The organism is Pseudomonas sp. HN8-3 (assembly GCF_020790195.1).
GTDB classification, from domain to species: domain Bacteria; phylum Pseudomonadota; class Gammaproteobacteria; order Pseudomonadales; family Pseudomonadaceae; genus Aquipseudomonas; species Aquipseudomonas synxantha_A.
Map to the genome: position 1 here is coordinate 1,451,997 of NZ_CP086206.1, position 26,310 is coordinate 1,478,306.

At 58.9% G+C, this 26,310-nt stretch carries 21 protein-coding genes; 17 read left to right on the forward strand and 4 right to left on the reverse strand.

The features are described 5' to 3' along the window. The first annotated feature begins 226 nt into the window (after window positions 1–226). Entirely contained in the window at window positions 227–1,870 is a 1,644-nt protein-coding gene (locus LJX92_RS06520; protein WP_032877381.1) for a Na+/H+ antiporter, read from the forward strand. Here LJX92_RS06520 and LJX92_RS06525 read toward each other — a convergent pair. From LJX92_RS06525 to map, 4 genes are all read right to left on the reverse strand, one after another. Continuing rightward, window positions 1,863–2,606: a M12 family metallopeptidase gene (locus tag LJX92_RS06525; protein WP_164699506.1), complete on the reverse strand. Its 744-nt coding sequence runs from the start codon at window positions 2,604–2,606 to the stop codon at window positions 1,863–1,865. The genes LJX92_RS06520 and LJX92_RS06525 overlap by 8 nt on opposite strands. Window positions 2,607–2,731: 125 nt before the next feature. Further along, window positions 2,732–3,931, reverse strand: a complete 1,200-nt coding sequence (gene dapC, locus LJX92_RS06530; protein WP_103733451.1) for a succinyldiaminopimelate transaminase — start codon at window positions 3,929–3,931, stop codon at window positions 2,732–2,734. A gap of 143 nt (window positions 3,932–4,074) precedes the next feature. Beyond that, window positions 4,075–6,777, reverse strand: a complete 2,703-nt coding sequence (locus tag LJX92_RS06535; RefSeq protein ID WP_032877378.1) for a [protein-PII] uridylyltransferase — start codon at window positions 6,775–6,777, stop codon at window positions 4,075–4,077. A 66-nt stretch (window positions 6,778–6,843) separates the two neighbouring features. Next, window positions 6,844–7,626, reverse strand: coding sequence for a type I methionyl aminopeptidase (gene map / locus LJX92_RS06540; protein ID WP_032877377.1), 783 nt, complete (start codon window positions 7,624–7,626; stop codon window positions 6,844–6,846). A gap of 387 nt (window positions 7,627–8,013) precedes the next feature. On the opposite strand from map, the gene rpsB reads away from it, so the two are divergent. The 16 genes from rpsB (at window position 8,014) to dnaE (ending at window position 26,249) form a co-directional block, all read left to right on the forward strand. Then, window positions 8,014–8,751 carry a 30S ribosomal protein S2 gene (rpsB, locus tag LJX92_RS06545; protein WP_003189158.1) on the forward strand — a complete coding sequence of 246 codons (738 nt, stop codon included), beginning with the start codon at window positions 8,014–8,016 and terminating at the stop codon, window positions 8,749–8,751. 191 nt (window positions 8,752–8,942) lie between these two features. Next, window positions 8,943–9,806, forward strand: coding sequence for a translation elongation factor Ts (gene tsf, locus LJX92_RS06550; RefSeq protein ID WP_005785711.1), 864 nt, complete (start codon window positions 8,943–8,945; stop codon window positions 9,804–9,806). Between the two features lie 210 nt (window positions 9,807–10,016). Further along, a complete protein-coding gene (gene pyrH, locus LJX92_RS06555; protein WP_003189161.1) occupies window positions 10,017–10,760 on the forward strand; it encodes a UMP kinase in 744 nt (247 codons plus the stop codon). Further along, the gene (frr, locus tag LJX92_RS06560; RefSeq protein ID WP_032877376.1) at window positions 10,757–11,314 is read left to right on the forward strand and encodes a ribosome recycling factor; all 558 of its coding nucleotides are present in this window, start codon (window positions 10,757–10,759) and stop codon (window positions 11,312–11,314) included. The genes pyrH and frr overlap by 4 nt, the downstream gene beginning before the upstream one ends. Window positions 11,315–11,331: 17 nt before the next feature. Next, window positions 11,332–12,087 carry a polyprenyl diphosphate synthase gene (uppS, locus tag LJX92_RS06565; RefSeq protein ID WP_032877375.1) on the forward strand — a complete coding sequence of 252 codons (756 nt, stop codon included), beginning with the start codon at window positions 11,332–11,334 and terminating at the stop codon, window positions 12,085–12,087. Next, window positions 12,088–12,894, forward strand: a complete 807-nt coding sequence (locus LJX92_RS06570) for a phosphatidate cytidylyltransferase (RefSeq protein ID WP_032877374.1) — start codon at window positions 12,088–12,090, stop codon at window positions 12,892–12,894. Then, on the forward strand, window positions 12,891–14,081 hold the full coding sequence (ispC, locus tag LJX92_RS06575; RefSeq protein ID WP_228309897.1) for a 1-deoxy-D-xylulose-5-phosphate reductoisomerase: 1,191 nt from the start codon (window positions 12,891–12,893) through the stop codon (window positions 14,079–14,081). The genes LJX92_RS06570 and ispC overlap by 4 nt, the downstream gene beginning before the upstream one ends. Before the next feature lie 51 nt (window positions 14,082–14,132). Beyond that, a complete protein-coding gene (rseP, locus tag LJX92_RS06580; protein WP_103733453.1) occupies window positions 14,133–15,485 on the forward strand; it encodes a sigma E protease regulator RseP in 1,353 nt (450 codons plus the stop codon). A gap of 74 nt (window positions 15,486–15,559) precedes the next feature. Further along, window positions 15,560–17,947, forward strand: coding sequence for an outer membrane protein assembly factor BamA (bamA, locus tag LJX92_RS06585; RefSeq protein WP_032877372.1), 2,388 nt, complete (start codon window positions 15,560–15,562; stop codon window positions 17,945–17,947). A 45-nt stretch (window positions 17,948–17,992) separates the two neighbouring features. Continuing rightward, complete coding sequence (locus tag LJX92_RS06590; protein WP_003172279.1) at window positions 17,993–18,496, forward strand: OmpH family outer membrane protein; 504 nt, start codon at window positions 17,993–17,995, stop codon at window positions 18,494–18,496. Between the two features lie 3 nt (window positions 18,497–18,499). Next, window positions 18,500–19,555, forward strand: coding sequence for a UDP-3-O-(3-hydroxymyristoyl)glucosamine N-acyltransferase (gene lpxD, locus LJX92_RS06595; protein ID WP_005785724.1), 1,056 nt, complete (start codon window positions 18,500–18,502; stop codon window positions 19,553–19,555). A 111-nt stretch (window positions 19,556–19,666) separates the two neighbouring features. Next, window positions 19,667–20,107, forward strand: a complete 441-nt coding sequence (gene fabZ, locus LJX92_RS06600) for a 3-hydroxyacyl-ACP dehydratase FabZ (protein WP_005785726.1) — start codon at window positions 19,667–19,669, stop codon at window positions 20,105–20,107. Then, window positions 20,104–20,880 (forward strand): acyl-ACP--UDP-N-acetylglucosamine O-acyltransferase, encoded by a 777-nt coding sequence (gene lpxA / locus LJX92_RS06605; RefSeq protein WP_228309471.1) that lies wholly within the window; start codon window positions 20,104–20,106, stop codon window positions 20,878–20,880. The genes fabZ and lpxA overlap by 4 nt, the downstream gene beginning before the upstream one ends. Window positions 20,881–20,882: 2 nt before the next feature. Then, window positions 20,883–22,022 (forward strand): lipid-A-disaccharide synthase, encoded by a 1,140-nt coding sequence (lpxB, locus tag LJX92_RS06610; RefSeq protein WP_228309472.1) that lies wholly within the window; start codon window positions 20,883–20,885, stop codon window positions 22,020–22,022. Next, the gene (gene rnhB, locus LJX92_RS06615) at window positions 22,019–22,651 is read left to right on the forward strand and encodes a ribonuclease HII (protein ID WP_032877370.1); all 633 of its coding nucleotides are present in this window, start codon (window positions 22,019–22,021) and stop codon (window positions 22,649–22,651) included. Before lpxB ends, rnhB begins: the two co-directional genes overlap by 4 nt. A gap of 76 nt (window positions 22,652–22,727) precedes the next feature. Then, a complete protein-coding gene (gene dnaE / locus LJX92_RS06620; RefSeq protein WP_032877369.1) occupies window positions 22,728–26,249 on the forward strand; it encodes a DNA polymerase III subunit alpha in 3,522 nt (1,173 codons plus the stop codon). Window positions 26,250–26,310 lie beyond the last annotated feature (61 nt).

Consider the following 26,310-nt stretch of genomic DNA (forward strand, 5'->3'; position numbering starts at 1 on the left):
CTTGAAGCGGTCAAGGAATTGCCCCCCTTTGGACCAATGAAAAATGAAAGATCACGGATTATGCCACGACCAGCCGGTTTCGGCGCCGCTCGTCAGCATCCTGCGACTTTTGTGCAAAAGCCGGTGCGCGGCTTAGGCGAGTAACATAGCGGGGTAATATGGCACTTCAACGGCCAGTTGTTGCCTGATGTGTCGTTGCAAGTCGATTGTCCGGGAAACCCGCGTTATGCAAACCGCCTACACCGTTCTTATCCTGCTGATGCTGGTCAGCTTTTCGCGTCTGGTCGGGCGCATCATCCCACTGCCGTTGCCCTTGCTACAGATTGCCGCCGGTGCCTTGCTGGCCTGGCCCACATTGGGGCTGCATGTGGCGTTGGACCCGGAGCTGTTCCTGTTTCTGTTTCTGCCGCCGCTGTTGTTTTCCGATGGCTGGCGCATGCCCAAGCGCGAATTGTGGCGCCTGCGTGGCCCGATTCTGACATTGGCGGTGGGCCTGGTGCTGTTTACCGTGGTCGGCGCCGGCTACTTCATTCATTGGTTGCTGCCCTCGATCCCCTTGCCGGTGGCCTTTGCCCTTGCGGCGGTTTTATCCCCGACGGATGCCGTGGCGGTGTCGGCCATTTCTCAGAATCGCTTGCCTAAACCGCTGATGCACATGCTTCAAGGCGAGGCGCTGATGAATGACGCGTCAGGCCTGGTGACCTTCAAGTTTGCCCTGGCGGCGGCGTTGACCGGGGTGTTTTCCCTGGCGGATGCCAGCCTGACCTTTGTATTGGTCGCCGTGGGCGGCTTGGCGGTCGGGGTGGCGTTGAGCTGGCTGGTCGGCCGTCTGCGCGCGTGGATGATTGCACGGGGCTGGGATGACCCCGCGACCCATGTGGTGTTCATGCTGTTGTTGCCCTTTGCTGCCTACGTGTTGGCTGAGCGTCTGGGCGCTTCGGGCATTTTGTCGGCGGTGGCGGCGGGCATGATGCAGAGCTGGCTCGACCTGCTGCCGCGCCAGACCAGTACGCGGTTGCTCAACCGCAGCGTCTGGTCGCTGCTGGAGTTTGCCTTCAATGGCCTGATTTTCCTGCTGCTCGGCCTGCAACTGCCGGACATCATCAAGGCTGTGGTCAGCCACGAAACCACCCTGTGGCCCACCCTGTTGTACCGCTGCCTGGACGTGGTGGCGATCTTTCTGGTGCTGGTGGTGCTGCGGTTTATCTGGGTGCAGAGCATCTGGCGGCTGTCGGGGTTGCTGCGCAGGCTGCGTGGCAAAAGCGCGCTGACCCTGGTGCCGACGGCCCGCTCCTGCTGGTTGCTGACCGTCGGCGGTGTCCGCGGTGCGGTGACGTTGGCGGGTGTCATGTCGGTGCCCTTGCTGCTGGCGCCGGGCCAGGATTTCCCTGAGCGTGACCTGCTGATCTTTATCGCCGCCGGGGTCATCCTGCTATCGCTGGTCGCCGCTTGCATTGCCCTGCCGTTGCTGTTGCGTGGCGTGGAGAAAAGTCCGGATGAGAAGCGCCACAACGAAGTGCGCGAGGCCTGGAAAAAGACCGCCGTGGCGGCGATCCATGCGTTGGAGGTCGAAGAACCCGTCGAAGCCGAAACGCCGGATGCCGCTCAGGCTGCATTGGCCACCGAGCTCAAGGCGCGGCTGATGGCGGAGTATCGTCATCAGTTGGACGTATTCAATGACTCGGCCGAGGCTCAGGCACTGGCGCTGCAAATGGATCAACTGGAGCGCAGGCTGAGGCTCAAGGCGCTACGTGCGCAGCGCCTGGAGCTCTACCGTTTGAGTCGCCAGCATCAGATTGGCGACGATGTACTGCGCGAGGTATTGGCGGATCTGGATATGAGTGAAGCGAACTTGGGAAGTGTTAAGTAGGGCTGGAACTGATCATTGCCCGGATGCTTGAATTGAGCAGTTTGCCCAAGAGAGTTTTATCTTCTGGATAAAGCGACTGCATGAACTTTTTATCGTCTTCAGACAGTTTGAAGTTGCGCGGGATGGGGGGACCACTGTTGAGTCTTGAAGCAGGAAAGCCATAGTGCATGATGGATTTGTCATCATAGTTTGCAGAGGCTGTTACCTGGGGGCGTGAAAAAGTCCTGATGATATTGTTATCGGCCTCATAGCTGAATTGCCTACGCGACTCGTACTCGTCATAGATATTCTGTCTATTCAGGTCCAGTGTGCGATCCGGATGCTGGTGCTCATGCTTCAAACCCAGGGCGTGGCCGAATTCGTGTTGAACCGTCGCGGCAATGCTGTCCGGTGAATCTTTGAAGCCAATACTCATGGTCGGTTTGGAGAGGGGGACGTTTTTTGCATCGGTTCCCACGCTTGACCATCCGGCGTGACTGTTATTGTCTGCAGTAATGCGTATGTCACCGTTAGGGCTGTCAATAAATTTCAAGTAGAGGTTAGTGTGCGGCGCCCATTTATTGATGTTGTGCTGTACCAGATCCTTTTGTTCCTGTGTCATGTTCAGTCGCGAGATGGTCAGCACTGAATGTTGAGGCCATAGTTTGTCCGGCATGGCGACGCCGCGTTTGGCTCTACTGTGAGGTGCGCTCACGGAGTGAGGAGAAACGGGACGGGTTGGGATGGTGGGGGGCATGTCGTTCACCTGAGCGTGTGTACCAGATGAACGTGGGTGGAGCATTTAACAGGCTTTGTTCCCATTGATGGGTTGCAAGATACATCGGTAATGGCCGCTCCCACGGTGTGGGAGCGGCTTGAAACTCAAACGCGGCGCTGTATGAAATCGCGAATCCGCTCAGCCGCTTCGACACATTCGGCCAATGGCGCAACCAATGCCAGGCGCACACGCCCTGCGCCTGGGTTGAAACCGTCGACTTCGCGGGACAGGTAAGAGCCCGGTACTACCGTCACATGTTCTTCCACAAACAGATCGCGGCAGAAGTCCGCGTCGTCACCGTTCACCTTCGGCCACAGATAGAAGCCGCCGTCCGGGCTTTGTACATCCAGCACCGGTTTGAGGATCGCCAGCACCGCATCGAACTTTTCGCGGTACAGGTCACGGTTGGCCAGTACATGGGCCTCGTCCTGCCAGGCAGCGATGCTGGCTAGCTGGGTTTGCACCGGCATCGCGCAACCATGGTAGGTGCGGTACAGCAAAAAGGCCTTGAGGATGTCGGCGTCGCCGGCCACGAAACCTGAGCGCAGGCCCGGCAGATTGGAACGCTTGGACAGGCTGTGGAATACCACGCAACGCTTGAAGTCCTGGCGCCCCAGCTCGACGCAGGCACTGAGCAGGCCCGGCGGCGGGGTTTGTTCGTCGAAGTACAGCTCGCTGTAGCATTCGTCGGCGGCGATCACGAAGTCGTATTCGTCGGCCAGGGCGATGAGTTTTTTCAGTGTGTCGACGGGAATCAGCGCGCCGGTCGGGTTGCCTGGGGAGCACAGGAACAGGATTTGGCAACGTTTCCAGATGTCGGGGGAGACGGCGTCGAAGTCCGGGTTGAAGCCATTGCTATCCAGGCACGGCAGGTAATGCGGCTTGGCCCCGGCCAGGAACGCGGCGCCTTCGTAGATTTGGTAAAACGGGTTGGGGCTAACCACCAGCGCATCGTCGCCACGGTTGACCACGGTCTGGGTGAAGGCGAACAGGGCTTCACGGGTGCCGTTGACCGGCAGGATGTTACGCGCCGGGTCCAACCAACCCTTGGGCACATTGAAGCGGCGTTCGCACCAGGCGCCGATGGCTTCACGCAGGGCAGGGGTGCCCAGCGTGGTGGGGTACACCGCCATCTGGTCGAGGTTGTTGCTCAGCGCCTCGGCGACAAAGGTCGGGGACTTGTGCTTGGGTTCGCCGATGGACAGTGCAATCGGGCGTTTGTCCGGGTTCGGCGTCACGCTGCCGAGCAGGGCGCGCAGTTTCTCGAAAGGGTAGGGCTGCAACTGGTTAAGGGCGTTGTTCATATAAGCCTCTATCACGGTGAGCGCGGCCCCTGTGGGAGCTGGCTTGCCTGCGATGGCATCACTGCGGTCGACCTGACGGACCGAGGTGTCTGCATCGCAGGCAAGCCAGCTCCCACATGACTCGTGTTCACAAAGTTAAGAATTCAAATAGTCAGTCGGGTCAGCTCAACGCCGGGTTCCTGGGTCACGCTCAATTGTTCCACGATCGCATCCTGCAGGCGGCGACACAGCTCAGGGTCGGACAGCGGCTGGTTATCAGCGTCGGTGATGAAGAACACGTCTTCCACCCGTTCGCCGAGGGTCGCAATCTTGGCGTTCTGCAACGACAGGTCGAACTCCAGGAAAATCCCGCCGATGCGCGCCAGCAGGCCCGGGCGATCCGGCGCGCTGAGTTCCAGCACCGTCACCGGTCGCTGCGCGTCGTTGGAAATGGTCACCTGGGGCGCAAAGGCAAAATGCTTGAGCTGGCGTGGTACCCGGCGTTGGATGATGGTTGGGTAATCGTCCGGGTTGCGCAGGGCTTCGGTGAGGCCTTCGCGGATCTTTTTCACCCGCGCCGGGTTATCGCCAATAGAGTCGCCGTCGGTGTCGAGCACGATGTAGGTGTCGAGGGTGAACTGGCTGCTGGAGGTGATGACCCGAGCGTCATGGATGTTCAGGTTGAGCTGGTCCATGGCGGCCACGGTCACGGCGAAAAAGTCGTGCTGGTCCGGCGCGTAGATGAAGATCTGCGTGCCGCCTTCGAATTCGCGCTGGGTGGTTTCCTTGATCAATACCAGCGGGCCACCGTCGGCCGGCTGCTGCAGGATCGCATCGCTGTGCCAGGCCACGTCGCCGGCTGTGTGGCGCAGGAAATAGTCGTCGCCCAGTTGCGACCAGAGCTGTTCGACGTCGTCCGGGTCGTTACCACCGCGTACCAGAATATCCAGGGCCGCACTTTGGGTGCGGCGGATCTGCTCTTCGCGGTCCACCGGGTTCTCCAGGCCGCGGCGCAGGGCGCGCTTGGTCTCGGTGTACAGCTGGCGCAACAGGCTGGCGCGCCAGGAGTTCCACAACGTGGGGTTGGTGGCGTTGATGTCGGAGACGGTCAGCACATAAAGATAGTCGAGACGGGTTTCATCGCCGACGATTCCTGCGAAATCGTGGATTACCTGTGGATCGGACAAATCCTTGCGCTGGGCAGTGGTCGACATCACCAGGTGGTTTTGCACCAGCCAGACGATCAGACGGCTGTCCCACAGGGGTAACTGGTGACGCTGGCAGAAGGCTTCGGCGTCCACTGCACCGATTTCCGAGTGATCGCCATGGCGACCCTTGCCGATGTCGTGATACAGGCCCGCCAGGTAGATCAGCTCAGGCTTGGGCAGCTTGGCCATCAGTTTACTGGCCAGTGGGAATTTCTCTGACACCTGGGTGTACTGCAACTTACGCAGGTGCTTGATCAGGTTCAGGGTGTGGGCATCGACGGTGTAGATGTGGAACAGGTCGTGCTGCATTTGCCCGACGATAAAGCCGAACTCCGGCAGGTAGCGCCCGAGAATGCCGTAGCGGTTCATGCGCCGCAGGTTGCGGTGGATGCCGATGCGGCACTTGAACAGTTCGATAAACAGGCTGGTATTGCGGATGTCGTTGCGAAATTCGTCGTCGATCAGGTGACGGTTTTCCCGCAGCAAACGGATAGTATCGGCGCGCACGCCTTTGATGTCCGGCTGCTGGGCCATCAGCACGAAGATTTCCAGCATGGCGAACGGGGTGCGGCGGAACACGTTGTCGTTACGTGCTTCGATATAACCGTCATGCAGTTGGAAGCGCGCATTGATCGGCTGCGGCGGCGCTTCGTCTTCGGGGGCCAGGATCACCTCCTCGAAGTGCTGGATGATCAGGTCGCTGAGCTGGGCAATGCTCATGACCACCCGGTAGTACTGTTGCATGAAGCTTTCGATGCTGGTCTTCGCGTCTTCGCCCTCAAAGCCCAGCAGGGTGGCGATGGAGCGTTGGTGATCGAACAGCAGGCGGTCCTCGGAGCGCCCGGCGAGCATGTGCAGGGCGTAGCGCACCTTCCACAGGAACTCCTGGGACGAGGCCAGCAGGGTGTTTTCGCTCTCCACCAGGAAGCCTTCGCCAGCCAGGGCGCGCAGGTTCAGCGTGCCGTATTGGCGGCGCGCCACCCACAAAATCGTCTGGATATCCCGCAGCCCGCCCGGGGACCCTTTGACGTTGGGTTCCAGGTTGTATTCGGTGTCGTTGTACTTGTGGTGCCGCGCCTTCTGTTCGGCGCGCTTGGCCAGGAAGAAATCCTTGCTCGGCCACATGTGTGCGGTGCTGGTGACTTCGAGCATGCGCTGGCGCAGGCGCTCGGGGCCGCAGATGGTGCGGCTTTCCATCAGGTTGGTGACCACCGTCAAGTCAGCACGGGCCTCTTCGGCGCATTCATCCACCGAGCGCACGCTCTGGCCGACTTCCAGGCCGATGTCCCACAGCAATGTCAGAAAACGCTCGATGGAATCACGAAAGGTTTCGTGGTCGGCGCTGTCCAGCAGGATCAACAGGTCGATGTCGGAGTAGGGGTGCAGTTCGCCGCGACCGTAGCCGCCGACCGCCACCAGGGCGATATCGGCGTCTGCACTCCAGCTGAACTGTTCCCAGGCTTTCTGCAGGATGTTATCGACGAACCAGGCGCGGTCCTCGATCAGTCGTCTGATGTCCCGACCACTGCGAAAACGCGCGTCGAGCACCTCGCGCGCCTGGCGGATGGCTTTCTTGAAGGCGGCGATGGGGCTCGCCTTCAATGCCAGCTCGGCCTGGAACTGGCCACGGTCGAAGAGTTCGGGATCCACCTGGGGCATCGGTCGGCTTTCCTATCTATCTATTCAGTCAGTCACACGGTTGAAGCTGGAAAACCGAAGCAACCCTCACGCCGAAACGCGAGGAATGGTGTCGTCTGCGCGCAACGTGAAGATCTCGTAGCCGGTTTCGGTGACCAGCAGCGTGTGTTCCCACTGGGCCGAGAGCTTGCGGTCCTTGGTGATAGCGGTCCAGCCGTCGCCCAGCACCTTGGTATCGGCCTTGCCTTGGTTGATCATCGGCTCGATGGTAAAGGTCATGCCTGCCTTGAGTTCCATGCCGGTGCCGGCGCGGCCGTAGTGCAGGATCTGTGGTTCTTCGTGGAACACCGTGCCGATGCCGTGGCCGCAGAATTCGCGCACCACCGAGAAGCCGTTCTTTTCGGCGTGCTTCTGGATCACTTCACCGATGTCACCCAGGCGGCAGCCTGGCTTGACGATTTCGATGGCCTTGTACATGCATTCCTGGGTCACCTGGGACAGGCGCTCGGCCCAGACCGGCACGTTGCCGACGTGGAACATGCGGCTGGTGTCGCCGAAGTAGCGGTCCTTGATCACGGTGACGTCGATGTTCAGGGTGTCGCCGTCCTTCAACGGCTTGTCACCGGGAATGCCGTGGCACACCACATGGTTGACCGAGGTGCAGATCGACTTGGGGAAGCCTTTGTAGTTCAGCGGCGCAGGGATGGCCTTTTGCACATTGACGATATAGTCGTGGCAGATCTGGTTCAGGGTTTCGGTGGTGACGCCCGGCTTTACATGCTCTGCAATCATTTCCAGCACGTCAGCGGCCAGTTTGCCGGCGATGCGCATGCCGGCGATGTCTTCGGCGGTTTTCAAACTAACGGTCATACAGGCTCTCTCTAGCGCGACGCGCTGAAATCAATACGGTTTACGGGCGTGCGACAAAAGGTTGCTGAATTCGCACAAGCCACAAAAAACGCGATTCTAACAGACGCGGGCGGTAAACCATGAGCCCCTGACGATCGCTTCTATCTATAGGGTGGGGGTAAATCCGCTCTATTCAACGGCTTGCGCACAGATCGCTGCGGTCAGGTGTGATTGCGGGTTTCGTTTTCGCCCTTGCTGTGGTATAAAATGCGCCGCTTTCCGGGGATACCCCGAAAAGCTTAAATCCACACACGTGTCGACACGATGACCTGGGTGCCGGAGGCCTTGATGCCGCTGGTTGGTCATTGGGATACGTGGAGGCCAAACCCGACTTATTAAGGAACTATCATGTCCCAAGTCAACATGCGCGATATGCTGAAGGCCGGTGTGCACTTCGGTCACCAGACCCGTTACTGGAACCCGAAAATGGGTAAATACATTTTCGGCGCGCGTAACAAGATTCACATTATCAACCTTGAAAAAACCCTGCCAATGTTCAACGAAGCTCTGACTTTCGTAGAGCGTCTGGCCCAGGGCAAAAACAAGATCCTGTTCGTCGGCACCAAGCGTTCCGCTGGCAAGATCGTTGCTGAAGAAGCAGCACGTTGCGGTTCGCCGTACGTCGATCACCGCTGGTTGGGCGGCATGCTGACCAACTTCAAAACCATCCGTGCTTCCATCAAGCGTCTGCGTGACCTTGAAGTGCAAGCCGAAGACGGTACTTTCGCCAAGCTGACCAAGAAAGAAGCGCTGATGCGCTCCCGTGACCTGGAAAAGCTCGATCGTTCCCTGGGTGGTATCAAGGACATGGGCGGTCTGCCTGACGCACTGTTCGTTATCGACGTTGATCACGAGCGCATCGCGATCACCGAAGCCAACAAGCTGGGCATCCCGGTTATCGGCGTAGTCGATACCAACAGCAGCCCGGAAGGCGTTGACTACATCATCCCAGGCAACGATGACGCAATCCGCGCTATCCAGCTGTACATGGGTTCGATGGCTGACGCTGTAATCCGTGGTCGCAACCACGTTGCTGGCGGTACCGAGCAGTTCGTTGAAGAAGCTCCGGTAGCTGCCGCTGAGTAACTGACGCCCTGGCGTTGACTCAGTAAGCAAAAAGGGGGCTTGGCCCCCTTTTTGCCACCTCGAAAACCATTTGTCGGCAGCGCAGCTACATCATTTGTAACGTGCAGCGGCCTACAACGGAAATTCGGGAAGAATTGATCGCCCGTTTGATCGGGTGGAATGGTTGAAAACCTATCCAAGAGGATTTTGAAATGGCAGAGATTACTGCAGCGTTGGTTAAAGAACTGCGTGAGCGTACCGGCGAAGGCATGATGGATTGCAAAAAGGCCTTGACCAAGGCCGGCGGCGACATCGAAAAAGCCATTGATGACATGCGTGCTTCCGGCGCCATCAAGGCTGCCAAGAAAGCAGGCAACGTCGCTGCTGAAGGCGCTATCGCCCTGAAAGAAGACGGCAAATCCGCCGTTCTGCTGGAAGTCAACTCGCAGACCGACTTCCTGGCTCTGCAGGATGACTTCAAGGCATTCGTTGCTGCCAGCGTCGAAAAAGCCTTCGCTGACAAGCTGACCACTGTTGAGCCTCTGATCGAAGCTCAAGAAGCAGCTCGTCTGGTACTGGTCGGCAAGGTTGGCGAAAACGTCAACATCCGTCGCCTGGTTCGCGTTGAAGGTGATGTTGTTGGTGGTTACCTGCACGGCAACAAAATCGGTGTAGCAGTTGTTCTGAAAGGCGGCGACGTTGAGCTGGCCAAAGACATCGCTATGCACGTTGCTGCGAGCAACCCTGAGTTCCTGCTGCCTTCGGAAGTGTCTGCCGAAGCGATCGAGCGCGAAAAAGCTGTGTTCCTGCAGCTGAACGAAGAAAAAATCAAAGGCAAGCCAGAAAACATTGTTGAAAACATGGTCAAAGGCCGTATCAGCAAGTTCCTGGCCGAAGCAAGCCTGGTTGAGCAGGCGTTCGTCAAGAACCCTGAAATCAAAGTTGGCGAACTGGCCAAGAAAGCCGGTGCTGAAATCGTTTCCTTCACTTACTTCAAAGTAGGCGAAGGCATCGAGAAGCCGGTCGACAACTTCGCTGAAGAAGTTGCTGCCCAGCTGGCTGCCGCCAAGCAATAAGACAGTCCCAAACTGTCGCCGAAAGAGGCTGCCCGCTCACGCGCGCAGCCTCTTTTCAAATGGGAAGGCCAATTTTATTTGGTTTCCTCTCGGAACTGGCTTACAAAGCCGTGTTCCGATGGCGCTGTGACAGCGTCCAGCTAGAGTGAACGCAAGCCGTAAACGGCTCGCCAAGAATTTTTAAAAAATACGCCGCAGGAGAGATTCGCAATGGCTCAGCAGGGCAGTGGTTATCAGGCTCGCTATAAACGCATTCTACTCAAGCTCAGCGGCGAGGCCCTGATGGGCTCGGAAGAGTTCGGGATCGACCCCAAGGTGCTTGACCGCATGGCGCTGGAAGTCGGCCAATTGGTCGGTATCGGTGTGCAGGTCGGCCTGGTGATCGGCGGCGGCAATCTGTTCCGCGGCGCGGCACTGAGTGCGGCCGGTATGGATCGGGTCACTGGCGACCACATGGGCATGCTGGCCACTGTGATGAACGCCCTGGCCATGCGCGACGCCCTGGAGCGTGCCAATATCTCGGCCATCGTGATGTCGGCTATCTCCATGGTTGGCGTGACCGATCACTACGATCGCCGCAAAGCCATGCGCCACCTGAACTCCAAGGAAGTGGTGATCTTTGCCGCTGGCACAGGCAACCCGTTCTTCACCACGGATTCGGCGGCGTGCCTGCGCGCTATCGAAATCGATGCCGACGTGGTGCTCAAAGCCACCAAGGTAGATGGCGTATACACTGCAGACCCATTCAAAGACCCGCATGCCGAGAAGTTCGATCATCTGACCTACGATGAAGTGCTGGATCGCAAGCTGGGTGTGATGGACCTGACTGCTATCTGCCTGTGCCGCGACCACAAAATGCCGCTGCGCGTATTTAACATGAACAAGCCCGGCGCCCTGCTGAATATCGTACACGGCGGCGCGGAAGGGACTCTGATCGAGGAAGGCCAACAATGATCAATGAAATCAAGAAAGACGCCCAGGCGCGTATGCAGAAATCCCTGGAATCCCTGAGCCATGCATTTGGTCAGATCCGTACCGGCAAGGCGCACCCGAGCATCCTGGGCAGCGTGATGGTGCCTTACTACGGTTCCGACACCCCGCTCAGCGGCGTGGCCAACGTGACCGTGAAGGACTCGCGCACCCTGCAAGTCGTGGCCTTCGAGCGCAACATGCTCGCGGCAGTCGACAAGGCGATCCAGAGCGCCGGTCTGAACCTCAACCCGACCAACCTCGGCGAGTTGTTGTTGATCTCCATGCCAGCCCTGACCGAAGAAACCCGCAAGGGCTTCACCAAGCAGGCGCGCAGTGCCGCTGAAGATGCGCGCGTTGCCGTGCGTAACATCCGTCGCGATGCGTTGGGTGACCTGAAGAAGCTGGTCAAGGACAAGGAAATCAGCGAAGACGAAGAGCGTCGTGCCGTTGCTGATATCGACAAGTTGACCAAGGACGCCGAAGCCAAGATCACCCAGGCTACCGAAGAAAAAGAAAAGGACCTGATGGCCGTATAAGGGGTCAGGACGCCTTTATGGAAAAGACCAAGCAGACTGTGCCCTCCGTGGTGCCGCGCCATGTCGCGATCATCATGGATGGGAATAATCGCTGGGCGAAAAAACGCTTTATGCCGGGTGTTGCCGGGCATAAAGCGGGTGTTGACGCGGTAAGGGCGGTGATTGAGGTGTGCGCCGAGGCCAAGGTCGAAGTGTTGACCTTGTTCGCCTTTTCCAGTGAGAACTGGCAGCGGCCCGCCGACGAAGTCAGTGCCTTGATGGACCTGTTTTTCAAGGCGCTGCGTCGTGAGGCCAAGCGCCTCAATGACAACAACATCAGTCTGCGCATCATTGGTGATCGCTCGCGGTTCCACCCGGAACTGCAAGTGGCCATGCGCGAAGCCGAGGCTATCACCGCAGGCAGTAATCGTTTTGTGCTGCAGATCGCAGCCAATTACGGCGGCCAGTGGGATATCGCCCAGGCTGCGCAACGGCTTGCCCGCGAAGTGCAGGCCGGCCATCTGCGCCCCGACGACATCACGCCCGAACTGTTGCAAACCTGCCTGGTGACCGGCGACCTGCCGTTGCCGGACTTGTGTATCCGTACCGGTGGTGAGCATCGCATCAGCAATTTCCTGTTGTGGCAGCTAGCCTATACCGAGTTGTACTTCTCCGACCTGTTCTGGCCGGACTTCAAACACGATGCCATGCGCAATGCGCTGGCCGATTTCGCTTCCCGTCAGCGTCGTTTCGGTAAAACGAGCGAGCAGATCGAAGCTGGAGCCCGGGTTTAAATGCTTAAACAACGAATCATCACGGCGCTGATCCTGCTGCCGATTGCCTTGTGCGGTTTCTTCCTGCTTGAAGGGTCCGGCTTTGCGCTGTTTATCGGTCTGGTCGTGAGCCTGGGTGCCTGGGAATGGGCGCGCCTGGCAGGCTTCGGCAACCAGTTGCCGCGTGTGGCGTACGCCGCAGTGGTCGCGGTGTTGTTGTTCCTGATGTACATCCTGCCGGACATCGCACCCTGGGTATTGGGGGCGGCGGTGCTGTGGTGGGCGTTGGCAACATTCCTGGTGCTGACTTACCCACGCACCAGCGGTCAATGGTCCAGCGTGGCCTGCAAGCTGGTGATCGGATTGCTGATCCTGCTACCGGCCTGGCAAGGGCTGGTGGAAATCAAGCGCTACCCCATCGGTAATGAATTGATCCTGGCCGTGATGGTGCTGGTGTGGGGGGCCGATATCGGCGCCTACTTCTCTGGTCGCGCATTTGGCAAGCGCAAGCTGGCTCCGGCCGTCAGCCCGGGCAAGAGCTGGGAAGGCGTATACGGTGGCCTGGCCTTGACGCTACTGATCACGCTGGTGGTCGGTTTGGTGCGTGACTGGTCGGTGAAAGAGGTTCTGCTGGCCTTGCTGGGCACCGCTATCGTCGTGTTTATCTCGGTGGTGGGTGACCTTACCGAGAGCATGTTCAAGCGCCAGGCCGGGATCAAGGACAGCAGTAACCTGCTGCCGGGTCATGGTGGCGTGCTGGATCGCATCGACAGCCTCACTGCCGCGCTGCCGATCTTCGCGGTGTTGCTGTGGATGATCGCTTCGTGAACGGCCTGCAGCAGGTTACCGTACTGGGCGCGACCGGCTCCGTGGGGCTGAGTACCCTGGATGTCATCGCTCGTCACCCGGATCGTTACCAGGTTTTCGCGCTGACCGGCTTCACGCGTTTGCGCGAATTGCTGGCCTTGTGCGTGCGCCACTCACCGCGCTTTGCCGTAGTGCCTGAGGCCGCGGCGGCCCGTGGGCTGCAGGATGATCTGCGGGCTGCGGGGTTGACCACCCAGGTGCTGGTCGGGGAAGCGGGGTTGTGCCAGGTGGCGGCCGACGCCGATGTGGATACCGTGGTGGCGGCGATTGTCGGCGCGGCGGGGTTGCGTCCTACCCTGGCGGCAGTCGATGCCGGCAAGAAAATTCTGTTGGCCAATAAAGAAGCCCTGGTCATGTCTGGCGCACTCTTCATGCAAGCCGTGCGCAAGAGTGGGGCGGTCCTGCTGCCGCTGGACAGCGAGCACAACGCAATCTTCCAGTGCATGCCCGGGGATTTCGCCCGCGGCTTGAGCCAGGTCGGTGTGCGCCGGATTCTGCTGACGGCGTCCGGTGGCCCCTTCCGGCAGACTCCGCTGGCTGAGCTTGAGCATGTGTCTCCCGATCAGGCCTGCGCTCATCCAAACTGGTCCATGGGGCGCAAGATTTCCGTGGATTCGGCGAGCATGATGAACAAAGGCCTGGAGCTGATCGAGGCGTGCTGGTTGTTCGATGCACGGCCTGATCAGGTCGAGGTGGTGATCCATCCGCAAAGTGTGATCCACTCTTTGGTCGATTACGTGGACGGTTCGGTGTTGGCGCAGCTGGGCAACCCGGATATGCGCACGCCGATCGCCAATGCCTTGGCCTGGCCGGAGCGGATCGATTCCGGCGTAGCGCCCCTGGACCTGTTTGCGATTGCGCGCCTGGACTTCGAAGCCCCGGACGAGCAGCGTTTTCCGTGCCTGCGCCTGGCGCGGCAAGCGGCCGATGCGGGTAACAGCGCGCCGGCCATGCTCAATGCGGCCAATGAAGTGGCCGTGGCGGCGTTTCTCGAACGGCGCATCCGCTTTCCGCAGATCGCGAGTATCATCGAGGACGTCCTGAATCTTGAGCCAGTCGTGGCTGTAAATGACCTGGGAGCGGTATTTGAGGCTGATACCAAGGCCCGAGCCTTGGCCCAGCAATGGCTGGATCGCGACACACGTTAGGGTGGGCGCGTTTGAGCCTTCAGGCATCGGATTGAAATGCGGAGAAATTAGATGAGTGCGCTCTACATGATTGTCGGCACCCTGGTTGCTCTGGGTGTGCTGGTTACCTTCCACGAATTCGGCCACTTCTGGGTGGCGCGTCGTTGCGGCGTCAAGGTATTGCGCTTTTCCGTTGGTTTCGGCATGCCATTGTTGCGCTGGCATGATCGTCGTGGCACCGAGTTCGTGATTGCCGCTATCCCGTTGGGTGGCTACGTCAAGATGCTCGATGAGCGCGAAGGTGAAGTGCCGGCTGATCAATTGGATCAGTCTTTCAATCGCAAGACCGTTCGTCAGCGTATCGCAATTGTTGCAGCGGGCCCGATCGCCAACTTCCTGTTGGCAATGGTGTTCTTCTGGGTTCTGGCCATGATGGGCAGCCAGCAGGTGCGCCCGGTCATCGGTGCAGTCGAGGCGGACAGCATCGCGTCCAGGGCCGGCTTGGTGGCAGGGCAGGAAATTGTTTCCATTGATGGCGAGCCGACCACGGGTTGGGGCGCGGTCAATTTGCAGTTGGTGCGCCGCCTGGGTGAAAGCGGCACCGTCAATGTGGTGGTGCGTGACCAGGATTCCAGTGCCGAAACCCCGCGGGCGTTGGCTCTGGACCACTGGCTCAAGGGCGCCGATGAGCCTGATCCGATCAAATCCCTGGGGATTCGTCCTTGGCGTCCGGCCTTGCCGCCGGTACTGGCTGAGCTGGATCCGAAAGGTCCGGCCCAGGCCGCAGGCCTGAAAACCGGTGATCGCCTGCTGGCCCTCGATGGCCAGGCGCTGGGTGACTGGCAGCAAGTGGTCGACCTGGTACGTGTGCGTCCTGATACCAGAATTGTGCTGAAAGTTGAGCGCGAGGGTGCTCAAATCGACGTTCCCGTGACCTTGTCGGTTCGCGGGGAGGCCAAGGCGGCCGGGGGTTACCTGGGTGCCGGGGTCAAAGGTGTCGAATGGCCGCCATCGATGGTTCGAGAGGTCAGCTTCGGGCCTTTGGCCGCGATTGGCGAGGGTGCGAAACGCACCTGGACCATGAGCGTACTGACCCTCGAATCCCTCAAGAAAATGTTGTTCGGTGAGCTCTCGGTAAAAAACTTGAGTGGACCGATAACCATTGCTAAAGTGGCGGGCGCTTCTGCCCAGTCGGGTGTCGCGGATTTCCTGAATTTCCTGGCTTATCTGAGTATTAGCCTTGGGGTTCTGAATTTGCTGCCCATTCCAGTATTGGATGGGGGGCATCTGCTGTTTTATCTGGTCGAGTGGGTGCGTGGTCGCCCCTTGTCGGATCGGGTGCAGGGTTGGGGGATACAGATCGGTATCAGTTTGGTGGTCGGGGTGATGTTGTTAGCTCTGGTCAACGATCTGGGACGACTGTAACGCTTCGCTGAATTGCGAATCTGCCGCATTTTGCGGCAGTTTGTTTATTGCCAGTTGGAATAAGAAAGGACTTCATGAAACGTCTGCTGCTAACTGCGGTTCTCACCGTATTGATGATCGCCGAAGTTCACGCCGAGTCCTTCACCATCTCCGATATTCGCGTCAACGGCCTCCAGCGGGTTTCCGCGGGTAGCGTCTTTGGTGCCTTGCCGTTGAACGTCGGGGAACAGGCGGATGATCGTCGCCTGGTGGAATCCACTCGTGCGCTGTTCAAAACCGGGTTCTTTCAAGATATCCAACTGGGTCGCGAAGGCAACGTCCTGGTCATCACGGTCGTCGAACGACCTTCCGTTGCGAGTATCGCGATCGAAGGTAACAAGGCCATCTCCACTGAAGACCTGATGAAGGGCCTGAAGCAATCCGGCCTGGCCGAAGGCGAGATCTTCCAGCGCGCGACCCTTGAGGGTGTGCGTAACGAACTGCAACGCCAGTACGTTGCCCAGGGCCGCTACTCCGCGACCGTGGAAACCGAAGTGATCCCGCAGCCTCGTAACCGTGTGGGCCTCAAGGTCAACATCAACGAAGGTACCGTCGCGGCCATTCAGCACATCAACGTGGTGGGCAACACCAAATTCGCTGATGACGACCTGATCGACCTGTTCGAGCTCAAGACCACCAACTGGCTGTCGTTCTTCAAGAACGATGACAAATACGCCCGTGAAAAACTTTCCGGTGACCTTGAACGCCTGCGCTCCTACTACCTGGACCGTGGCTACATCAACATGGACATCGCTTCGACCCAGGTGTCCATCACCCCGGACAAGAAGCACGTCTATATCACCGTGAACGTCAACGAAGGCGAGAAGTACAAGGTTCGTGACGTCAAGCTCAGCGGCGACCTGAAAGTCCCTGAGGACCAGGTCAAGTCCCTGCTGCTGGTGCAGAAGGATCAGGTGTTCTCGCGCAAGCTGATGACCACTACCTCCGAACTGATCACTCGCCGCCTGGGTAACGAAGGCTATACCTTCGCCAACGTCAACGGCGTGCCGACCCCGAATGATGAAGATCACACGGTAGACATCACCTTCGTCGTCGATCCTGGCAAGCGCGCCTACGTAAACCGCATCAACTTCCGTGGCAACACCAAGTCTGCGGACGAAGTGCTGCGTCGTGAAATGCGTCAGATGGAAGGTGGCTGGGCTTCGACCTACCTGATCGACCAGTCCAAGACCCGTCTTGAGCGTCTGGGCTTCTTCAAGGAAGTCAACGTCGAAACCCCGGCCGTACCGGGTGTGGATGACCAGGTTGACGTGAACTACGCCGTTGAAGAGCAAGCTTCGGGCTCGATCACCGCCAGCGTCGGTTTCGCACAGAGCGCCGGCCTGATCCTGGGTGGCTCGATCACCCAGAACAACTTCCTCGGTACCGGTAACAAGGTTTCCATCGGCCTGACCCGAAGCGAATACCAGAGCCGCTATAACTTCGGTTATGTCGACCCCTACTGGACAGCTGACGGTGTGAGCCTGGGCTATAACGCCTTCTACCGCACCACCGACTACAAAGACCTCGACGTCGACGTTGCAAGCTATGCGATCGACAGCCTGGGTGTGGGCGCAAACATCGGTTACCCGATCAGCGAAACCTCGCGCCTGACCTTCGGCATCACCGCGCAACAGGACGAGATCAAGACCGGTGTATATACCGTGGACGAGATCTTCGACTTCACTCGTCGTGAAGGTGACAAGTTCCTGAACTTCAAGGCATCTGCCGGCTGGTCCGAGTCGACCTTGAACAAAGGTGTACTGGCAACCCGTGGTCATTCCCAGAGCCTGACTGCGGAAGTCACCACACCGGGCAGCGACCTGTCGTTCTTCAAACTCGATTACCGCGGCCAGTTGTTCCAGCCGTTGAGCGATAACTACACCATGCGCCTGCACACAGAGCTGGGTTATGGCGACGGTTATGGTTCCACTGATGGCTTGCCGTTCTATGAGAACTACTACGCCGGTGGTTTCAACTCGGTACGTGGCTTCAAGGACAGTACTTTGGGCCCGCGTGGTACGCCAAGCCGTGGTTTTGCTGACACCGGTAACGTCGGAACTCGACGTGACGACGACAACGACCCGCTGCCATTCGGTGGTAACGTGCTGATCCAGGGTGGTGCAGAGATCCTGTTCCCGCTGCCATTCGTCAAGGACCAGCGTTCGCTGCGCACCTCAGTCTTCTGGGACGTGGGTAACGTGTTCGACTCCAAGTGTGAACAAGTCACCAACCCGAACGGTTCGCGGTCCAACACCCAATGCAACGACGTGAGCCTCAGCAACCTGGCGAGCTCCGTGGGTGTGGGTGTGACCTGGGTGACTGCGCTGGGCCCGTTGAGCTTTGCTCTGGCCATGCCGATCAAGAAACCGGATAACGCTGAAACCCAGATTTTCCAATTCTCCCTCGGCCAGACGTTCTAAGCGTCTGACCCAAGATAACGACAACGGATTCTGTAGGAGTACATCGTGCGTAAGTTGACTCAATTGGTCCTGCTGGCCACTGTGCTGGTAACCACCCCGGCCTTCGCCGAAATGAAAATCGCCGTCCTGAACTATCAGATGGCTCTGCTGGAATCCGACGCGGCCAAGAAGTACGCCGTGGATGCCGAGAAGAAATTCGGTCCGCAACTGACCAAGCTCAAAACCTTGGAAAGCAGCGCCAAGGGCATCCAGGATCGTCTGGTAGCCGGTGGCGACAAGATGCAGCAAGGCGAGCGCGAGCGTCTGGAGCTTGAATTCAAGCAAAAGGCCCGTGACTACCAGTTCCAGTCCAAGGAGCTGAACGAAGCCAAGGCTGTTGCCGACCGTGAAATGCTCAAGCAGCTCAAGCCCAAGCTCGACAGCGCCGTGGAAGAAGTCATCAAGAAGGGTGCCTTTGACCTGGTGTTCGAGCGCGGCGCCGTGATTGACGTCAAGCCTCAATACGACATCACCCGTCAGGTGATCGAGCGCATGAACCAGCTGAAGTAAGCCATGACCGCGACTATCAAACTCGGCGAGTTGGCCGAGTTCCTGGGAGCCACCTTGCGTGGCTCCCCGGAGAAAGAAATCACTGGGCTAGCCACCTTGCAGGAGGCTGGCCCAGCTCAGTTGAGCTTCCTCGCAAATCCCCAATACCGTAAATACCTGGTTGATTGCCAGGCCGCAGCCGTGTTGCTGAAGGCCGCTGACGCTGAAGGGTTTATCGGGGATGCGCTGGTGGTGGCCGACCCGTACCTGTCGTACGCCAAGGCGTCACACCTGTTCGATCCCAAGCCGAAAGCGGCCGGTGGCATTCACCCATCTGCGGTAATTGCCGATGATGCCCAGGTTGACCCTGCGGCCAGCATCGGTGCGTTTGCAGTGATCGAGAGCGGGGCGCGTATTGGTGCAGGTGTCACCGTGGGCGCCCACTGCTTTATCGGCGCACGCTGTGAAATCGGTGCCAATGGTTGGCTGGCCCCACGTGTAACCCTCTACCACGATGTGCGTATTGGTCAGCGTGTGGTCATTCAGTCCGGCGCTGTTATCGGCGGCGAAGGCTTTGGCTTTGCCAACGCCAAAGGTGTCTGGCACAAGATTGCCCAGGTCGGCGGCGTATTGATCGGCGACGATGTGGAGATCGGTGTAAACACTGCGGTGGATCGTGGAGCTTTGGCCGATACGGTGATCGGTAACGGCGTGAAGCTCGACAACCAGATCCAGATCGCCCACAACGTACAGATTGGCGATCACACCGCCATGGCTGCGTGCGTGGGTATTTCCGGCAGCACCAAAATCGGCAAGCATTGCATGCTCGCCGGCGGCGTCGGGCTGGTGGGGCATATCGATATTTGCGACAACGTCTTCATCACCGGCATGACCATGGTGACTCACTCGATTACCGAGCCGGGGGCCTATTCTTCCGGTACCGCCATGCAACCTGCGGCTGAATGGCGCAAGAGCGCGGCGCGTTTGAGGAAGATCGACGACATGGCACGACGTATCAAACAGCTGGAAAAGCGTGTTGGGGACGTGACCCCTGGCGGTAATGCTTCATCTGAAGGCTGATACCATTTCCATATCAAGTGTGCACAGCCGCTAGACTGCCTCCTTGATTTGCTAGCGGGGCGTGCGATTAGTTCGCCCGCCCCCAATCTTTATTACAGGCTTCCCCCCGAAATGATGGACATCAACGAGATTCGCGAATACCTGCCTCACCGTTACCCGTTCCTGCTGGTGGACCGCGTAGTGGACCTCAATGTCGAGGAAAAGCGCATTCGTGCCTACAAGAATGTCAGCATCAACGAACCATTCTTCAACGGTCACTTCCCAGCGCATCCCATCATGCCGGGCGTGTTGATCATCGAAGCGATGGCCCAGGCTGCCGGTATCCTTGGTTTCAAAATGCTCGACCTCAAGCCTGCCGACGGCACGCTTTACTATTTCGTGGGCTCCGACAAGCTGCGTTTTCGCAACCCGGTCACCCCGGGTGACCAGTTGATCCTGGAAGCCAGGTTCATCAGCTGCAAGCGCCAGATCTGGAAGTTCGAATGCCAGGCCTCGGTAGATGGCAAGCCGGTATGCTCTGCCGAGATCATCTGTGCGGAACGCAAACTATGAGTTTGATTGACCCTCGCGCAATCATCGATCCGTCGGCCGTACTGGCCGCCGACGTTGAGGTTGGCCCCTGGTCGATCGTCGGCGCAGGTGTGGAAATCGGCGAGGGGACTGTCATCGGGCCACACGTGATCCTTAAAGGTCCGACCCGTATTGGCAAACACAATCGTATCTACCAGTTTTCCTCGGTAGGCGAAGACACCCCGGACATGAAGTACAAGGGTGAAGAAACACGCCTGGTAATCGGTGACCACAACATCATCCGTGAAGGCGTCACCATTCACCGCGGCACCGTACAGGATCGCGCTGAAACCACTTTGGGTGATCACAACCTGGTCATGGCCTATGCGCACATCGGCCATGACAGCGTGATCGGCAACCATTGCATCCTGGTCAACAACACTGCGTTGGCAGGCCATGTGCACGTTGACGACTGGGCGATCCTGTCCGGTTTCACCCTGGTGCATCAGTACTGCCATATCGGCGCCCACAGCTTTTCCGGCATGGGCACCGCCATTGGCAAGGATGTGCCTGCATTCGTGACGGTGTTCGGCAACCCTGCCGAGGCTCGCAGCATGAACTTCGAAGGCATGCGCCGCCGCGGTTTCAGCGAAGAGGCGATCCACGCTCTGCGCCGTGCCTACAAGACGGTTTACCGTCAGGGGCTGACGGTTGAGCAGGCGCTGACCGAACTGACCGAGCCGGCAAGCCTGTTTCCGGAAGTCGCGGTGTTCCGTGACTCGATCCAGGCGTCGACTCGCGGCATCACACGCTGATCATGGCCAATTTGCGTATTGCGCTGGTGGCCGGTGAAGCGTCCGGCGATATTCTGGGTGCTGGCCTGATGCGAGCCCTCAAGGCCCAGCATCCTGCGGTGGAGTTTATCGGCGTGGGTGGGCCGCTGATGCAGGCCGAAGGGCTTGCCTCCTACTTCCCCATGGAGCGGCTGTCGGTCATGGGGTTGGTGGAGGTGTTGGGACGCCTGCGTGAGCTGCTCGCTCGCCGCAAGCTGTTGATCAAGACGCTGATCGATGAAAAGCCTGACGTCTTTATCGGCATCGATGCACCGGATTTCACCCTCAATATCGAACTCAAATTGCGTCAGGCCGGGATCAAGACCGTGCACTACGTCAGCCCATCCGTATGGGCGTGGCGGCAGAAGCGCGTGTTGAAGATCCGCGAAGGCTGCGACCTGATGTTGACCCTGTTGCCGTTCGAAGCCAGGTTCTACGAAGAGAAGGGCGTACCGGTGCGGTTTGTCGGCCATACCCTGGCCGATGCCATTCCGTTGCAAGCCGATCGTGCTGCCGCGCGTGCCGAGCTGGGCTTGCCCGACGGCCCGTTGGTGGCGTTGATGCCGGGCAGTCGTGGCGGTGAGGTAGGGCGCCTGGGGGCGCTGTTTTTTGATGCTGCCGAACGTCTGCAGGCACAAAAGCCGGAGGTTCGCTTCGTGCTGCCGTGTGCCAGCCCGCAACGCCGCGCACAGATCGAGACCCTGCTGGAAGGTCGCAACCTGCCGCTGACCCTGCTTGACGGCCAGTCCCACCTGGCTCTGGCAGCCTGCGATGCGGTGTTGATTGCGTCGGGCACTGCCACCCTTGAAGCCTTGCTGTACAAGCGGCCAATGGTTGTAGCCTATCGCCTGGCGCCGCTGACCTTCTGGATTCTCAAGCGCATGGTCAAGAGCCCTTATATCTCCCTGCCCAACCTGCTGGCCCAGCGCCTGCTGGTGCCAGAGTTGTTGCAGGACGATGCAACGCCTGAAGCGCTTGCGCAGACCCTACTGCCCTTGATTGACGGCGGCGAAGAGCAGACCCGTGGTTTCGACGACATTCATCGCACGTTGCGTCGTGATGCCTCGAACCAGGCGGCCGACGCCGTGCTGACCTTGATCGGCCATAAACAGGAAGCCTTATGACCACGCAAATGGGGCTGGATTTCAGCCTGGTTGCCCAAGCTCACGAACTGGTGGCCGGTGTTGACGAAGTAGGACGCGGCCCGCTGTGTGGCGCAGTGGTCACGGCGGCGGTAATCCTAGATCCGAACCGCCCGATCCTGGGCCTCAATGATTCGAAAAAGCTTACCGAGGCCCGTCGCGAAAAGCTCTATGACGAGATCTGTGAAAAGGCCCTGAGTTGGCATATCGCTCGCGCTGAAGTCGAGGAAATCGACAAACTTAATATCCTCCATGCAACCATGTTAGCCATGCAGCGTGCTGTTGAAGGGCTGCATATCACCCCGAAAATGGCGATGATCGATGGCAACCGTTGCCCGAAGCTTGCGATGCCGTCGGAAGCGGTGGTCAAGGGCGATAGCAAGGTTCCAGCCATTGCCGCCGCCTCGATCCTCGCCAAGGTCAGCCGTGACCGTGAAATGGCTGCGTTCGAACTGATCTACCCCGGCTACGGGATTGGCGGCCATAAAGGCTACCCGACGCCCGTTCATCTGGAAGCTCTGGCTCGGCTGGGCCCGACCCCGATCCATCGCCGCTCGTTTGCCCCGGTACGCCTGGCTTATGAGGCCCGCGAAAGTCTGATCGAGGTTTAGCAGCAAGGCTGATGTTTTTACCAAGGCCCGGTACAATCCGGGCCTTGTTGTTTTCATGTATCAAGACAGGATCACTATGCCGGCTTCATTCGTTCACCTGCGCCTGCACACTGAGTACTCCCTGGTCGACGGCCTGGTACGGATCAAACCACTGGTCAAAACCCTGGTGGGCATGAATATGCCTGCGGTGGCGGTAACCGATCAGAACAACATGTGTTCCCTGGTCAAGTTCTACAAGAACGCCATGGGCGCCGGCATCAAGCCGATCTGTGGCGCCGACCTGTGGCTGTCCAACAAGGACCCGGATAACCCACTGAGCCGCATCAGCCTGCTGGCGATGAACGGCGTGGGTTATCGCAATCTCACCGAGCTGATTTCCCGCGGCTTTATCGACGGCCAGCGCAACGGCTCGATCATCATCGAGCGCGAGTGGGTGGCCGAAGCCAGCGAAGGCCTGATCATGCTCTCGGCGGCTAAAGAGGGCGAGATCGGTATCGCGTTGCTGGGCGGTAATCCCCAGGAAGCCGAGGTGCTGGCACGTGAGTGGATGCAGGTATTCCCGGACCGTTTCTACCTGGAAGTCCAGCGTACCAACCGCCCCAACGATGAAGAACATCTGCATGCTGCCGTAGCCCTGGCCGATAAGCTGGGGGCGCCGCTGGTGGCGACCAACGATGTGCGGTTTATCAAGAAAGAAGATTTCGAGGCCCATGAAACCCGCGTGTGCATCGGCGAAGGCCGGGCCCTGGATGACCCGCGCCGCTCGAAGAATTACAGCGAAGAGCAATACCTCAAAAGCGCCGATGAAATGGCGCAGCTGTTCAGCGATTTGCCCGAGGCCCTGGAAAACTCCGTCGAGATCGCCAAGCGCTGCAACATCGAAGTGAAACTGGGCAAGCACTTTTTGCCCAACTTCCCGATACCCGATGGCATGACCATCGACGAATACTTTCGCAAAGTGTCGTTCGATGGCCTGGAAGAACGCCTCAGCGTCCTGCTGCCCAAGGACACCACTGAAGACTACGAAGCCAAGCGCCAGGTGTATGTCGACCGGTTGAATTTCGAGCTGGATATCATCATCCAGATGGGATTCCCCGGCTACTTCCTGATCGTAATGGACTTTATCCAGTGGGCCAAAAACAACGGCGTACCGGTAGGTCCCGGCCGGGGGTCAGGTGCTGGCTCGCTGGTGGCCTATGTTCAGAAGATTACCGACCTTGACCCGCTGGAATATGACCTGCTGTTCGAACGGTTCCTGAACCCGGAACGTGTGTCTATGCCCGACTTCGACGTCGACTTCTGCATGGATGGTCGTGACCGCGTGATTGAATACGTGGCCGAGAAATACGGCCGCAACGCGGTAAGTCAGATCATCACCTTCGGTTCCATGGCGGCGAAAGCGGTAATTCGCGACGTGGCGCGGGTGCAGGGCAAGTCCTACGGCCTGGCCGACCGCCTGTCGAAGATGATCCCGTTCGAAGTCGGCATGACCCTGGAAAAAGCCTACGAGCAGGAAGAAATCCTGCGCGACTTTATCAAGGTCGATGAAGAAGCCGCCGAAATCTGGGACATGGCGCGCAAGCTCGAAGGCGTGGTGCGTAACGTCGGTAAACACGCCGGTGGTGTGGTCATCGCGCCGACCAAGCTCACCGACTTTTCACCGATCTACTGCGATGAAGAAGGCGACGGCCTGGTCACCCAGTTCGACAAGGATGACGTGGAGGCGGCCGGCCTGGTGAAGTTCGACTTCCTCGGCCTGCGTACCCTGACGATCATCGACTGGGCACTCAAGACCATCAACCGCGACCGCGCCAAGGTCGGCGAAGAACCGCTGGATATCGCGTTTATCCCGCTGGACGACAAACCGACCTACAGCCTGCTGCAAAAGGCCGAAACCACGGCGGTGTTCCAGCTTGAATCCCGGGGCATGAAAGAGCTGATCAAAAAGCTCAAGCCCGACTGCCTGGAAGACTTGATCGCACTGGTGGCGCTGTTCCGTCCGGGCCCGCTGCAATCGGGCATGGTGGATGACTTCATCAACCGCAAGCACGGTCGCGCCGAGCTGGCTTACCCGCACTCCGACTATCAATACGAGGGCCTCAAGCCTGTATTGGCGCCGACGTACGGCATCATCCTGTATCAGGAACAGGTGATGCAGATCGCCCAGGTAATGGCCGGCTACACCCTCGGTGGTGCGGACATGCTGCGTCGCGCAATGGGTAAAAAGAAACCCGAGGAAATGGCCAAGCAGCGCGGCGGTTTCATTGAGGGTTGCGCCACCAACAACATCGACGCCGACCTGGCCGGTAACATCTTCGACCTGGTAGAAAAATTCGCCGGTTATGGTTTCAACAAATCCCACTCCGCCGCCTATGGCCTGGTGTCGTACCAGACCGCCTGGCTGAAAGCCCACTACCCGGCGCCGTTCATGGCTGCGGTACTGTCGGCCGATATGCACAACACCGACAAGGTCGTGACCTTGATCGAGGAAGTGCGCACCATGAAGCTGCGCCTGGATGCGCCGGACGTGAACGCCTCTGAGTTCAAGTTCACGGTGAATGACGAAGGTCGCATCATCTATGGCCTCGGCGCGATCAAGGGCGTGGGCGAAGGCCCGGTGGAGGCCATCACCGAAGCGCGTCAGGATGGGCCATTCAAGGACCTGTTCGACTTCTGCGCGCGTGTTGACCTCAAACGCATCAACAAGCGTACCCTTGATGGCTTGATCCGCAGCGGCGCGCTCGACCGTCTCGGCCCGTATTTCCATGATGAGCCGAAGGCTTACCAGGCCAATATCGACCGTAACCGTGCGGTGCTGCTCACCGCCATGGAAGAGGCGATCAAGGCTGCCGAACAGACTGCCCGCACCCATGACAGCGGCCACGCCGACCTGTTTGGCGGACTGTTCGTCGAAGAGGATGCGGATGTCTACGCCAATCATCGCAAGGCCAAGGAGCTGACCCTCAAGGAACGCCTCAAAGGTGAGAAAGACACCTTGGGCCTGTACCTCACCGGCCACCCGATTGACGAGTACGAAGGCGAAATCCGCCGTTTCGCCCGCCAGCGCATTATCGACCTCAAGCCCGCGCGGGATACCCAGACCGTCGCCGGCATGATCATCGCCCTGCGGGTGATGAAAAATAAAAAGGGCGACAAAATGGGTTTCATCACCCTGGATGACCGCTCGGGCCGGATCGAAGCGTCACTGTTTGCCGACGCGTTCCACTCCGCCCAGTCACTTTTGCAGACCGACGCCATGGTGGTGGTGGAAGGGGAGGTCAGCAATGATGACTTCTCCGGTGGCCTGCGCCTGCGTATCAAACGGGTGATGAGCATGGAAGATGCGCGCACCAACCTGGCCGAAAGCCTGCGCTTGAAGGTCAAGACCGAAGCGCTCAAGGGCGATCAGCTACGCTGGTTGGGTGACCTGCTCAAGCGCCACCGCGGCGCGTGCCCGGTAACCATGGAGTACACCGGCAGCGACGCCAAGGCCATGTTGCAGTTTGGGGAGACGTGGCGGATTGATCCGGCTGATGGCTTGATTCAAGCTTTGCGTGACCAGTTCGGGCGAGACAACGTCTTCCTCCAATACCGTTGACGGTCAGTACCCCTGACCTCGGCTGAACATTTAATCTCGACCTAAACGCGCGCCTCCCTTA